The 12,937-nt window shown below is 63.6% G+C and carries 12 protein-coding genes and 1 tRNA gene; 4 read left to right on the top strand and 9 right to left on the bottom strand.

Annotation, left to right across the window (positions count from 1 at the left end):
• Window positions 1-145 precede the first annotated feature (145 nt).
• The gene (locus HX613_RS06655; RefSeq protein WP_232488196.1) at window positions 146-733 is read right to left on the bottom strand and encodes a hypothetical protein; all 588 of its coding nucleotides are present in this window, start codon (window positions 731-733) and stop codon (window positions 146-148) included.
• 222 nt (window positions 734-955) lie between these two features.
• On the opposite strand from HX613_RS06655, the gene HX613_RS06650 reads away from it, so the two are divergent.
• Window positions 956-1,894, top strand: coding sequence for a hypothetical protein (locus HX613_RS06650; protein WP_235344616.1), 939 nt, complete (start codon window positions 956-958; stop codon window positions 1,892-1,894).
• 124 nt (window positions 1,895-2,018) lie between these two features.
• Window positions 2,019-2,091: transfer RNA gene (locus HX613_RS06645), tRNA-Lys, on the top strand.
• 124 nt (window positions 2,092-2,215) lie between these two features.
• Here the strand turns inward: HX613_RS06645 and HX613_RS06640 are convergent.
• Window positions 2,216-2,467: a PspC domain-containing protein gene (locus HX613_RS06640; protein ID WP_143920677.1), complete on the bottom strand. Its 252-nt coding sequence runs from the start codon at window positions 2,465-2,467 to the stop codon at window positions 2,216-2,218.
• Between the two features lie 459 nt (window positions 2,468-2,926).
• Here HX613_RS06640 and HX613_RS06635 point away from each other — a divergent pair, with 459 nt between their 5' ends.
• Entirely contained in the window at window positions 2,927-4,255 is a 1,329-nt protein-coding gene (locus HX613_RS06635) for a PH domain-containing protein (RefSeq protein ID WP_235344615.1), read from the top strand.
• Here the strand turns inward: HX613_RS06635 and HX613_RS06630 are convergent.
• Together HX613_RS06630 and HX613_RS06625 are read right to left on the bottom strand one after the other, a co-directional pair.
• Window positions 4,252-5,562, bottom strand: a complete 1,311-nt coding sequence (locus HX613_RS06630) for an FAD-dependent oxidoreductase (RefSeq protein WP_235344614.1) — start codon at window positions 5,560-5,562, stop codon at window positions 4,252-4,254. The two genes, HX613_RS06635 and HX613_RS06630, sit on opposite strands and share 4 nt — an antisense overlap.
• 195 nt (window positions 5,563-5,757) lie before the next feature.
• A complete protein-coding gene (locus HX613_RS06625; protein WP_235344613.1) occupies window positions 5,758-6,768 on the bottom strand; it encodes a hypothetical protein in 1,011 nt (336 codons plus the stop codon).
• A gap of 110 nt (window positions 6,769-6,878) precedes the next feature.
• Here HX613_RS06625 and HX613_RS06620 point away from each other — a divergent pair, with 110 nt between their 5' ends.
• Window positions 6,879-7,385 (top strand): GNAT family N-acetyltransferase, encoded by a 507-nt coding sequence (locus HX613_RS06620; RefSeq protein ID WP_235344612.1) that lies wholly within the window; start codon window positions 6,879-6,881, stop codon window positions 7,383-7,385.
• 22 nt (window positions 7,386-7,407) lie between these two features.
• Here HX613_RS06620 and HX613_RS06615 read toward each other — a convergent pair whose 3' ends face one another.
• From HX613_RS06615 to HX613_RS06595, 5 genes are all read right to left on the bottom strand, one after another.
• The gene (locus HX613_RS06615) at window positions 7,408-8,385 is read right to left on the bottom strand and encodes an N-acetylglucosamine kinase (protein ID WP_235344611.1); all 978 of its coding nucleotides are present in this window, start codon (window positions 8,383-8,385) and stop codon (window positions 7,408-7,410) included.
• Window positions 8,382-9,332 carry an N-acetylmuramic acid 6-phosphate etherase gene (gene murQ / locus HX613_RS06610; protein WP_235344610.1) on the bottom strand — a complete coding sequence of 317 codons (951 nt, stop codon included), beginning with the start codon at window positions 9,330-9,332 and terminating at the stop codon, window positions 8,382-8,384. Before murQ ends, HX613_RS06615 begins: the two co-directional genes overlap by 4 nt.
• Window positions 9,332-10,837, bottom strand: coding sequence for a sodium:solute symporter (locus tag HX613_RS06605; protein WP_235344609.1), 1,506 nt, complete (start codon window positions 10,835-10,837; stop codon window positions 9,332-9,334). The genes murQ and HX613_RS06605 overlap by 1 nt, the downstream gene beginning before the upstream one ends.
• 80 nt (window positions 10,838-10,917) lie before the next feature.
• A complete protein-coding gene (locus HX613_RS06600; RefSeq protein ID WP_235344608.1) occupies window positions 10,918-12,114 on the bottom strand; it encodes an anhydro-N-acetylmuramic acid kinase in 1,197 nt (398 codons plus the stop codon).
• Window positions 12,111-12,887 carry a GntR family transcriptional regulator gene (locus tag HX613_RS06595; protein WP_235344607.1) on the bottom strand — a complete coding sequence of 259 codons (777 nt, stop codon included), beginning with the start codon at window positions 12,885-12,887 and terminating at the stop codon, window positions 12,111-12,113. The genes HX613_RS06600 and HX613_RS06595 overlap by 4 nt, the downstream gene beginning before the upstream one ends.
• Window positions 12,888-12,937: the final 50 nt, after the last annotated feature.

The raw sequence follows: 12,937 nt of genomic DNA, 5'->3' as shown, positions 1-12,937 counted from the left end.
CACCGCCGAGGCGGGTGAACGAGCGTTGAAAATCTCACAGTCTGCGTACGTGGCCGAGTTCCATCTCGGAGGACGAGTCCACGTGTCAGTCAGGCGATCGGACCGTCAGTTAGGCGGCCGGACTGTCAGTCAGGCGATCGGACCGTCAGTCCAGTCCGCCGTGACGATGGGAGATGGCGGCATCTTTGAGGTCCTTCGCGAACTGGCGCAGCCGCGTGGCGGTCTCGGAGCTGTCGGTGCCTTCGGCGCACATTCCGACGAACGCTGCGGCTCGGAGGAGAGCGATGACGACGTCCCCGCGGAAGGCTCCAGCGAGGATCTCATCGATGGCACGGGCAACCTCGTCGGGGCCTGCGGGAAGCTCGACTCCGGCGAGGATCTCATCGAGTCCGAGACCGTCGGTCATCCTGCGCTGCCCGGCGGAGAACATGTCGGCGAGCTCACGCGGAGCGGTGAGGATCCATTCGCGCAGTGCATACAGACGCCAGAGCGCTCCCGGCGCTGAGACGGCAGGGGCTGCAGACCACATTTCGGCGATGACCTCGAGACCGATGTCGTCGGCCAACTCCACGAACCGCTTCGTCGCGGCCTCATCGCGCCGTCCGCGCGAATCTCCGAGCAGAAGTGCGGCGGTCGCGTGAGAGGTCTCTGATCTGGTCACCGGGTCATTGGAGGCACTGACCGAATCAAGATCGGCCAGAGGTATCGGGCGGTGAAAGCGTGGCTGTGTCATCGTCAGAGCATTCTAGTCCCCTACTCTGACCGGCGCTCCACCCAGAGCAGGCTTTCGCCTCTCGCCGGTGAGATCAGGCTTTCGCCCCTCCCGGGTCAGATCAGGCATTCGTCTTCCGGTCAGGGTTCATTCGTCAGGTTCACAGTGGCAACTACTAAACTGGTGACAAATTCGGGCCTGCGACCAGCAGGTCACGAGTGCAGACAACGAGAAGGAACTCCCGTGGCAAAATCATCAGTGGCGAAGAAGGGCCTGGACAAGGCAGCGAAATTCGCTGTCAACGAGGACGGGACCCTCAACCCCCGCGCCCAGTCGATGCTGTCGAAACTTCTGTCGGTCCAGCGCCCAGTCGCCCTTGCCTATGTGCGCAGCCTGCGTCGCCGGAATCCGGATGCGACTCCGGAAGAGCTCATCAAGATCATTCGCCGGCACTACCTCGCGCTGACCACTTCGGGTGGCGCGGCAGTCGGTGCCACCGCTGCAGTCCCCGGACTCGGCACAACTGCCGCACTCGGTGTGGCCACCGCTGAGACCGCCGGATTCCTCGAAGGCACGGCACTGTTCGCACAGGCGATCTCGGAGATCCACGGCCTTCCGGTTCAGGACTCCAAACGCGCGAATGCGCTGGTGCTGGGCCTCATGCTCGGCAAGGACGGAAAGAACCTCGTCCAGAAGTTCAGCAAGCAGTCCGGCGGCTCGGAGTCGATGTTCGGCAACTGGGGCTCTGCCGTGACGAAGCAGCTCCCAGCCCCGGTCGTCGACCTGCTGGTGCGGAAGCTGCGCAAGACCTTCATCCGCAAGTTCGCCGCACGTGCCGGTGGCTCGCTGGTCGGTCGTCTGCTGCCCTTCGGCATCGGCGCGATCATCGGCGGCGTGGTCAACGCTCAGATGGCCCGCAAGGTCGCCGGTGAGTCGACCGAGGCCTTCGGTGCCGCGCCCACGATCTTCCCGCTGGAGACCGACCCTGAGTATGTCGCGCCGAAGAAGGATCGCAAGCTGCTGGCGGGCCTGAAGAACATCGCGGCGCTGCGCGGCGCCATCAAGAAGAACAAGGCCATTGAGTCCGATGTCATCGACGAGGCGGCCGAAGAGGATCCCACCGCACCGGATGCCCTCCCCCGCACCTACACCGGTGACGAGCGCCCTGAACTCGGAAAGTGATCAGCGGTGAAGCCTGCTGATTGCCACCGCGAACCAGTTTGAGTATTCGGGCTCCTTACCTCTAATATTATTGAGTCTCCAACAACTCCGGTGTGACGCTTGTCCACGCGGCTGTGTTGGGGCGGGGCCTCTAGCTCAGTTGGTAGAGCAACGGACTTTTAATCCGTGGGTCGTGGGTTCGATCCCCACGGGGCCCACCCACAGAAAAGCCCCGCAATCCCAGTAGACATCAGGGATTGCGGGGCTTTCGCATGGGTCGGCGCGGGATTCTACCATCGAGTCGGCGAATCAGACGCGAAGCCGCCGACACCTAATGTTCACTTACCGTTCAAGGCGGCCACCGAACGCCTGCTCAACTGGAATACTTCCGTCCTGCCAGGGGGTGAGGACCCAGGCGACGAGATAGGCGCCGATCCCCAGGACCGGAAGCAGGAACGAGATGAGGACCAGCAGGCGCATCAGCCACACGTTCATCCCTGTCGCCTCGGCGAGACCGGCGGCAATACCGCCGAGAATCCGGTCGGGTCCGCGACGGAAGCCAACTTTGCGAATGGAATCAAATAGTTTTCTCATACCCTCAACAGTACGCAGATTTCGCTGTCTGCACAGGGGTGCTGACCGTCGAACCGGACTGAGGGAAACCGGAATGGCATCCGGTGGGGGCGCTGGCAGCGGAACGGCCACCTCGGCGCCCATCTGATTGCAATTCTCGTTATATGAGATGACGATCACAGGTTTTGGGCGCGCCTACTCCGAGGCACCCAGCAAGGGCGGTTACGATTAACGGGTTGTGCAACCAATTGTCCGCATCCGCCTTCCCAGCGACGCGGCAAAGAGGAGTCCATTGTGAAGTGGGTAAAAAAGGCCGTCCTCACGCTCGTCGTCATATTTGTGGCGTTCTATCTGTTCAGTCGGCCAGAAGATTCAGCCGAGGCGGTGCGGAACGCTTTCGAGGCAGTGGGGACCGGTGTCGGCTCCTTGGTCACTTTCTTCACTTCTCTGTCCGCGTAACCGCGCGGGAAGCAGCCTGACGTGTTCAGGGCACTGACCGATCCGAAGGTCGAAAATCACCTCATCGCTGAAGAGGGTGAGCTCATTGTCGACGAAGTACGTCGCCATTTCCTCGCCTTCGTCGCACCCTCGCTCATCATTGTGCTTGGCGTGGCCGTCGCAGCCATCGCCTTCACGGTCCCAGTTGATTTCGCCCCGATCCCGCTGGGCATCGGCGCCGCCATTGCCCTGTTCGGCGTCTACCGCTCACTGTTCGTGCACATGGACCGGTTCGTCATCACGAACATGCGAGTGTTCAGAATCCACGGGATCTTCACTCAGCACAAGGCGACGATGCCGATGTCACGTATTCTCGACATCTCGGTGCACAAACCGCTGATGGGTCGGATCTTCAGATACGGGCATTTCGTCTTCGAGTCTGCTGCCCAGGACCAGGGCCTGCGCGATATCCGTTTTGTCGGACGACCGGACGAGAGAGACCTCACCATCCAGACGGTGATTCAGCGCTCCGGGCTGCGTTCAGCCATCAAATCCTTCAACGACAAGAACAACGATGATAACGCTGAACAGCCGGATACGAACCTGGAGATAGACGCGGACCTCCAAGCCGATGTCGAGGGTGACTCCGATTCCGAGGATGCCTACGGCTACGAATACGACTACGACCGCGAAGACGACGTCGAACCACACCGTGAGCCGGCTGTGATCGACAGTGAGCGTCGTTTCGATGCAGGAGAGAGAACCGATGGTCACTCGACCGTGCGCACGGGGGCAGGTCCTGACGTGGACACCGGAGAGTGGTCGACCATGGAACTCGATACCGGCCACGGCTTCAGCCAGTCCGAGGAATTCAGAATCGGCAGCGCACTGCCTGCGTTGAACGACCCTGTTGCCAGGGCTGCAAGCTCATGGGAGCTGCGGTGGCCTGAACGCGACCGTATGCAGACGGCGACGGAGCTGATGCGTGCTCACCGCCGCCTCATCTCAGACCTCGATGAGAAGCTTCGTCCCTTGGGTCTGACCTATGCCCGATACGAGGTGCTGCTCCTCCTGTTCTTCGACCAGCAGGGCGCACTCCCTCTGGTCGAGCTCACGGACCAGCTGCAAGTTGAAGCCAGCTCGTCCTTCTCCTCGGTCAGGTGGCTCGAAGACAATGGGCTGATCGAAAGAGTCATGGAGCCCGGTGACGACGGTGAGGTCTTCGCCGAGATCACGCCGCGGGGTCGGGCACTGACCGATCGAGCCAGTCAGATCGTCGCCGATGCCCGCTTCGGTCTGGATTCGATGACCGAAGCAGAGTGTCACCAACTGACCAAGCTGCTGGCACGGCAGCGTCGATACCGGGACTAGGCTTCCTGCGCGGTCCGGCTCTGGCCCTCCGCCCTCCGTCCCTCCGCCCTCCGGTCCATGCCATCGACTGTACGGCGGGCGAAGTCCGGAGCGTGCTCGGGGGTGACACCCAGGCCGAGGATGTGCGCCGGAATCACAGTCAGCGCGGGGAACGTCTTCAGCAGCCACAGGATCGGCGCCGGCGGGCGGATGACTCCGCCGTTGTGGACGACCGGCTCGATCATCCGATGAATGCCGCCCTGCAGCAGCTCGACGGCCTTCGTCGTCAGCAACCGTCGGCGCTGGACCCGCTTGAGATCGCGGGTGGACACTGTCCCTGAGCGCAGGGCCTCGGCCAGAAGACGAGCCGTGGCCACACCATCCTGGACCGCCAGGTTGACGCCGACTCCGCCCAACGGACTCATGGCATGGACGGAGTCGCCGATGCACAGCAGTCCGTCGATGAACCAGCGTTTGGCTTCGTTGCGGCGCACATCGAGGAGCTTCACGTCATCAAGCTGGAGTGCTTCGACATCATCTGCCAGGGCGGGGAATGTCTCTGCGACCGCACGGCGAAGAGACTCGATCCCCCGCTCACGGAAACGCACGTCCTCGCCTTTCGGGATGAGACGAGCCATCTGGACATGCCCGTCGCGCGGAATCGCGACGAACACATTGCCGCCCTTGGCTCGGGGAGCAATAGATTCGGCCAGCTGCGCCCGGGTGTCGATCCGGAACCACCACACGTCGATCGTGGACCGCAGCTCCCTCATCGACAGCTGCGCCTCGTCCCGGGCCTTCGACCAGCGTCCGTCGGCGGCGACGACGAGTGGCGCGCGCAACTCGGTCTCACCTTCGGGAGTCTGTGCGCGGACGCCGACGACCCTGTCATCGTCCCAGATCAATGAGGTCATCTCGACTCCCATCCGCAGATCGAATCCGGGTTCATCCTCCCCCGCCTTTGCCAGCAGGTTGAGGAAGTCCCACTGAGGTGCGATCGTCATGAACGGATGCGCTGTGTTCAGTCTGGACAGGTCGCCGAGGATGTAGTCGAGACCGTCGTCGCCGACAAGACTGATATTGGTCACCCTGCGGTGCGTGATCCGCGCGAACTCGTTGTAGAGTCCGAGCTCGTCGAGGAGCCGCAGTGTTGAAGGGTGGATGGTGTCGCCGCGGAAATCTCTGAAGAAGCCAGTGTGCTTCTCCAGCACCACAACTCTGACGCCTCCGCGTGCCAGGAGCAGCCCGGCGACGATTCCGGCGGGCCCACCCCCGGAGATGATGCAGTCGTATTCGACATCGAACTGGTCGTGCGCGGCTTCCGTCATGACACGCTCCTCAGCATTGTGTTCCTCAGCATTGCGGGCACAGAATCGATGCTAGTCCACGGGCGAGTCGAAAGACATGATGCGGCGAGACTCAGCACCTGTGACTGCGAAGTAGAGAACCGATCGCGGCCGAGAGTCGTCTCTCACACCGTTCCGCGGGAAGTGGCGGAGACCTTTTCAGTGACATCGAAGCGCTCACGGTAGCGACCGGTGAGCAGACGCCATTGTGAGTGCAGCGCCGTCGATGAGTTGAAGATGAGCAGGGTCAGCGGATAGAGCAGCCACTGCAGCCAGATGGTCAGACGCGCTCGCGACCACACGAGACGGCGCGGGCGCCTCCCAGATGTTCGTGATGTACAGGCTGATGGGTTGGAACGAGAGGTGGGCGCGATCGGGAGCGAGTGCGTATTCGTATGCGACGGAGTCGAAATACGCCTCATGGGGTGTGTTGTCGCAATCGAGACTGGTGACGAGGACCGACTCCGGATCGATGCCGTTCGCCTGCACCCAATGAGCCAGTCTGTGCCCCGCATAGGTGATGTTCGCTCCCTTCCCTGCGATCTCTCCCGGGATCCCGGCTGGATGTTCGACGAGGACGAACGCTGCGAATCCGTCACCGTATTCGGCCGCCAGACGTCGTGCTGTCGCAGCCATCTGTGGGCCGCCGCGTTCCTCATAGGCGAAGAACACGACGATCTTCGATGGTGAGGTCGAGGTGTGCAGGAGCGATCGGATTCCGGCGGCGACCACCTCATAGAGTTCGTTGTAGGCCGCGACAACGACAGCATGGAGCAGTGTCGAAGGACGCGCCACCGCGCCCGGGTACTCACGCACACGGGCAATGGACGCGGCATGCTCCTTGGCCTGAAATCCCGTCCAGGGATACGGTCGCGGCGGGAGACCATCCATCGCCCGTTCGATGTCGAGCAGTCTGGCACCCCAATCAACCCGAGAGCTGCGCCGGTAACGCACGAAGCGGCGTGAGACGTCGACCGCACCGCGCATCGCTCGTATCAGCGTCAGACCGACGACGATGAGCACATAGACCGCCCCAGCCATCGCGTTGATGAACGGCAGGACGAACACCAGTCCGATGGCGGAGAGGCTGACGATCGCCGGCAGCGCTTCGAAGAACCGATAGGCCCGCGTGCGCGGCCCGGTGGGAAGTTCGAGTTCGGCCGAGGACGATTCGCGATTCAATCTCACAGAGTCGATCCTGGTTGAGGATCCTGACCAGCGGTTGGTCCAGGGATGCCGGCCAGATGAACATTCGGTGCGCAGCAGGGGCTCCCGCACACCTGCTGTAGCCTCGTCGTATGTCTTTTGTGATTCGACCTCCCGTCATCGACGACGTCGAGGCGGTGGCACAGGTCCATGTTGAGACCTGGCGCGAGGCCTATCGCGGACTCATGCCCGATGAGCTGCTCGATTCCCCTGACATGATGGGCAAGCGCAGAAGGATGTGGAGTTCGCTCATCACGCCTGAGAATCATACGGACCATATCTCAGCGATCGCCGACCAGGACGGCGCCATCGTGGGAATCGCCTTGTCAGGCCCGTCCGCAGCTGAGGATCGCCCCGGAGAGCGACAGCTGTTCGTCCTCTACGCATATGCTGCTGTCCACGGCTCGGGCGTCGGACAACAGCTTCTAGACGCTGTCGTCGGTCCCGAGGAGCGAACTTCTCTGTGGGTGGCCGACCCGAATCCGCGTGCCCAAGCTTTCTACCGAAGAAACGGCTTCGACTTCGACGGTGACGTAGAAACAAATGAAAACGACGGAGTGCGTGAACTTCGGATGGTCAGAGAACCGGCAGAGGCTTAGTGCCTCACACGGCTGCAGAATTTCACATCCACAGCACGGAGTTCTGAGCGCGAAGCTTCCCTTCTGCAGCGAGTACGCCAAGCCTCACAGCTCCGGCCAACGGATCACCGGCGGGCTCCTCGATGATGACGCCGGTATTGAGACGAGCGGCCTCATCCCTGAACCCGGAGACGAGTGCTTCACCAGCCCGGACCAGTCCCCCGGTGAGAGCGATGCGCAGTGGGCTGTCGAGGCTGTTCGCTGCGGCGAGAGCACTGCGAGCGGCTTCGACACCAGCCTCACGGAGCAGGCCAGTGGCAACGGCGTCGCCGGAGTCTGAGAGTGCGGCGACCTCGACAGCGAAGTCCGCAAGCAACCCTGCTCGATTGTCGCGAGTGTAGAACTGAGACGGCCAGGTGGCCGGTGAGCCGAAGAGTCGGGTCGCGGACTCGAGCAGTGAGCGCCCACTCGGGTCAACCCCGTCATGGGTGCGCAGCGCGAGTTCAAGAGACCGTCTCCCCAGCCAGGCTCCTCCTCCTCGATCTCCGAACAAGTGCCCCCAACCATCGGTTCGAGTCCAATTCGGGGACATGATTCCGTGTTCGTCCGGCCCCCGATGTGCAATCGAGATCGCCCCGGTGCCCAAGACCGTGATCGCGCCTCCCCTTCCAGAGAGTGCTCCGAGGTGGGCAGTCACCGCGTCGATCGCCGCGGCAGCGGGTGCCCCTGCCCTGCCCGAGATCTCTGCGATCACGGTCGCTGGGTCTTCGGTCAACGAGGCAATTCCCGTAGCACCGATTCCTATGCCGGCAATCTGGTCGAGACGTTCACCCCATGTCTCCTGCGCCGAGGCGATAAGGCCAGAGGCAATGCCGAGAACATTGCTGCCAGCGGCACTGATCTCTACCCCAGGGCCGGTCATGGTGGCGACGACGCTCAGGTCCCGGGTGGCATCGACCTTCGCCAGTGCGACCCGACTTCCGGTGCCGCCGATGTCGATCCCGAGGACGAAGGCGCTCATGTGGTCTCGCGCTCCGCCGCAGTTCCGTCCTCGGTGCCTGCGGCGATCGCAGCTTTGACTGACCCGTCATTGTCCGCGAGGTGCCTGGCCGCAGCCGCAGGGGTCACCGAGGTGAAGGAGACGACCAGTGCTGTCTTGAGTTCGCCGCCGCAGAGCTCCAAGAGGTCTCGTGCCTGCGCATCTGAGAGGTCCGCGGCTTCGCAGAGGATACGCACGGTCCGCTCGCGGAGTTTGTCGTTGGTGGCGACGACGGAGACCATGAGGTTGCGCCAGGTGCGACCGAGGGCGATCATCAATGCCGTCGAGAAGCCATTGAGGGTCAGCTTCTGTGCTGTGCCGGCTTTGAGGCGGGTTGAACCCGTCACCACCTCGGGCCCGGTGTCGAGCACGATATGGTCAGCAGCCGCCTCGGCGACGGGGGCCTCGGGGTTGTTCGAGATGAGCACGGTGTGCGCGCCCGCCTCACCAGCAGCCTCCAGCGCACCGCGGACATAGGGCGTCGAACCGCTCGCCGCGATTCCGATCGCCACGTCGTCCGGGCCCAGCTCTGCCCCGACTCTGCGTCCGTCATCGACGGAGTCCTCGGCGTTCTCCACCGCGTTGACCAGTGCCGCCTGGCCGCCGGCGATGTGTCCGACCACGCGACCTGGTTCGAGGTTGAACGTCGGCAGGAGTTCGCTGGCATCGAGGACTCCCAGGCGACCGGAGGTGCCGGCTCCGAAGTAGTGGACAGTACCGCCTCGGCGCATCCGCTCGGCCGCGATGTCGACGAGTTCCGCCAGCTGCGGCAGGGCGTTCGCGACCGCGGTGAGGACGGCTTGGTCCTCGCCGTTCATCACCTTCAGGACGCCGAGGGTGTCGAGCTCGTCGAGTCCCTCGCTGCGGGGATTGCGCTGCTCCGTCGGCGACAGCGGGCGCAGGGACGACGGTCGCTGGGACTGCGTCATCAGCGGTTGCTGCCTTCCACCTCGGCGACGGTGTTCCGGTTTGCCGGCTTCGGGTGGCGCAGGGACAGGAGCCCGCCGAGTGAGACCATGACGATGACGCCGAGCAGCGGGTACCACTGCCAGGCGACCCAGACCTCGCCGGTGACGTACTTCTCCATGACGAAGAAGAAGGCGTTGACAGCGACCGCCAGCGCGAACGTGATGTTCGCATCGACCGCTGTGGCGCGCTTGTTGACGATGCCGAACACGAACGCTCCGAGGAGCCCGCCGTAGGTAATGCCCGCGACGCCCAACGCGAGGATGACGATGTTGCCCTCATCAGATTGGAAGATCGTTGCCGGGAGGATGAAGGCGATTCCCCAGCCGATGGTCGCCCAGCGCCCGACCTTGAAGCCCTCGGCGTCGGTCATCGGCGTCTTCTTCAGTCGTGCGTAGACATCGTTGACCGTCGAGGAGGACAGTGCCGACAGCGACGAGGACAGGGTCGACATGGCCGCTGCGAGGATGCCGGCCAGCAGCAGCCCCGAGACGCCGGGTGGCAGACCTTCGATGATGAAGAGCGGGAAGATCTCGTCATCGCGGCTGAGCCCCAGGTCAGCAGGCAGAGCGTGGTCGTAGTAGGCCCACAGTGCCAGTCCGACGGCGAGGAAGATCGCGAACTGCACGAAGACGACGACGCCTGAGACGATGAGGGCCTTCTGCGCCTCGACCTTGGACCTGCAGGACAGGAGGCGCTGGACGATGAGCTGGTCCGAGCCGTGCGAGGCCATGGCGAAGACCGCACCGCCGAGCAGCGAGGGAATGAACGAGGCATCTGCGGAGATCGGATTGCCCTCGAAAATGAACATATTGAGCTTGCCCGCTTCGGCGGCATCGGCCACCCATCCGCCGCCGAAGGTCGCGGTGATGACGATGATGGTGAGGAGACCGCCGACGACGTAGAGGCACATCTGGGCCACGTCGACCCAGACCACGGCCTTGATGCCGCCGATGAAGGTGTAGGCGATCGTCACAAGCGAGAGGACGACGATGATGACGAAGTAGTTCGTGTGGATGCCCAGACCGTCGAGGATCACCTTGACGGGAATGGCTGCGGCGAGGACCCTGATGCCGTCGGCCAGGAGACGGGTGAACAGGAAGGTCACACCCGCGGTCGTCTGGGTCGAGGTGCCGAAGCGTTTGCCCAGGTAGGCGTACGCGGTGAGCATCTCACCGTCGTAGTATCTCGGGAGCATGAAGAAGGCGACGATGACTCGGCCGAGGATGTAGCCCAGCCCCAGCTGCAGGTAGTTGATGTCGCCGAGGTAGCTCATGACCGGGATGCCGATCACCGTCAGTGCGCTGGTCTCCGTGGCGACCACGGACAGACACACCGCCCACCACGGTATGTTCCGGCCACCCAGGAAGTAGCCCTGGAGGTCCTTCTGCTTTCCGCTGAGCTTCAGACCCAACCACGCTGTGGCGGCGAGGTAGGCGATGATCACCAGAAGGTCGATGATCTGCATGGTGTGTCTCCTTCATACAAGGGGTGTGCGTTGCTTCGGATGGCCTGCGTCGTCGCAGGTTACTCATCTGTTCAGTGGTCTCATCGGTCCAGCATCCTCAGGCGTGTGGGTTTGGCTGCCAGCGGATCGGGAAGTGTGAGCGGGCCGCGTCCCGGACTCAGTCGCCCGGCGATGCTCGGATGCGCGGCGCCGGTGAGGTTCGGCTCGGTTCCTGCCAGTCCGTTCCAACTCAGCCACCCCAGCAGCGCCATCAGGAGGGCCTCTTTGGCTCCCTCCGGCAGGCCGAAGGCCTTATCGGTGCTGGTCAGGGTCACGCCGGGTCCGAGCTCCGAGGCCAATCGCCCCAGCAGCGTCGGGTTCCTGGTGCCCCCGCCGGAGGCGATGACCGTGGTGATCCCGTGTGCGTGGCAGGCATCGGAGACTGTGCGCGCGGTCAGTGCCGTGACTGTCGCAATGGCGTCGAACTCGCCGAGGCTGGACCGGGCTGAGAGGAAACGGTCGAGGTAGTCCGCGTGGAAGAGTTCTTTGCCCGTCGACTTCGGTGCCGGGAGCCTGTAGTACGGATCGGCGAGCAGCTGCCCGAGCAGCTTGTCGTCGACCCGGCCCTGTGCGGCCAGCTCCCCGTCACGGTCGAAGTCCTCTTCCCCATTGGTGATCCTGCGCGCGAGGACGTCGATAAGGGCGTTGGCAGGTCCTGTGTCGAAGGCGAGCGGATCGCTCTCGGGCGCGAGGACTGTGATGTTGGCGATCCCGCCGAGGTTGAGCACCGCAGTCGGTGCCTCGACGTCTCCGAGGAGGAGGCTGTCGAGGATCCCGACCAGTGGAGCGCCCTGACCGCAGGCAGCGACGTCGCGGGCACGGACGTCGGAGAGCACGGGTGCCCCGGTCGCCTCGGCGATCCAGGCGGGCTGGCCGATCTGCAGAGTCGAGGTGACGACGCCGTCGGTGATGTCATGGCGCACGGTCTGCCCGTGGGAGACGATGAGATCGCAGTCGACTCCGACTTCGGCGCATACCTGCTGCAGCGCCCCGGCACTGAACCGTCCCAGGCGAGCATCGACGCTGCTGAGAAGGGACAACGGCACATCGGCGGGTTCGAGCAGGTGCAGGATGTCGCGGCGAAGCTGATCGTCGAACTCGATCTCGCGGTTCGCCAGGATGCGCACGCCCAGGGCTGTGTTCTCCTCGCCCAGGGCTGTGTCGTCGTGGACGAATTCGGCAAGGACGACGTCGAGGGCGTCGGCGGAGGTTCCTGTCATGAGGCCGGCGATGATCATCGGCTGACACCTTCCGTCTGGTCGGGTTCGAGACGCGGAGCGGACTCGAGAGACTGGCCGGGCTCATGGGGCTGCTCGGGCAGGGTGAGTTCGGTGCGGATCTTGTAGCGGTCGCCGCGGTAGACCGAGCGGACGAACTCGAAGGGAATGCCCTCGGCCCCGCGCGAGGTGCGCTCGAAGAGCAGCGCCGGGGACTGTTCGGGGACGCCGAGATCCTTCGCCTCATCGGCATCGAGGAGGGTCGGTTCGATGGTCTGCACGCTGTGGTTGAGAGCGATGTCGAAGCGCGAGCGCAGCAGTTCGTAGAACGAACTGTTCTCAAGGTCTTCAGCGCACAGTCCGGGAACGAGGGCAGAGGGGATATGGAGCTCTTCGAGCGCGAGCGGCTCTTCGTCAGCCAGACGCAGACGCAGGATCGTGATGACCTCGGCGCTTTCGATGATGTGCAGCCTGCGCCCGATGTGGGCTCCGGCCTTCGTCACGTCGAAGGAGAGTACACGAGATCCGGGGCGCATGCCGCGAGCGAGCATGTCTTCGGTGAAGGAGTTCGCGGCGAGGGGCTGATCGAGCTTGGGGCCGAGGGCGAAGACACCGGCACCGTGGCGGCGTCGCACCACGCCCTTGGCGACCAGTTCGTCGATGGCTCGGCGCAGGGTCATCCGTGAGATGCCCAGCGTCTCGGCGAGCTGGCGTTCAGGCGGGAACTGCTCGCCGGCCGCCATTGACTCAAGGCGGTCGAGGAGCTGATCCCGGATCGAGTGGAATTTGGTCACGTGACTATTGAGGCATAGGACACACCAGAAAATCAAGACCACTGGTCTAT

Origin of the sequence: Brevibacterium sp. UCMA 11754, from assembly GCF_021532275.1 — a bacterium.
Classification (GTDB): Bacteria; Actinomycetota; Actinomycetes; order Actinomycetales; family Brevibacteriaceae; genus Brevibacterium.
The sequence above is the reverse complement of the archived record's forward strand: the minus strand, read 5'-3'. Positions and strand labels throughout refer to the sequence as shown.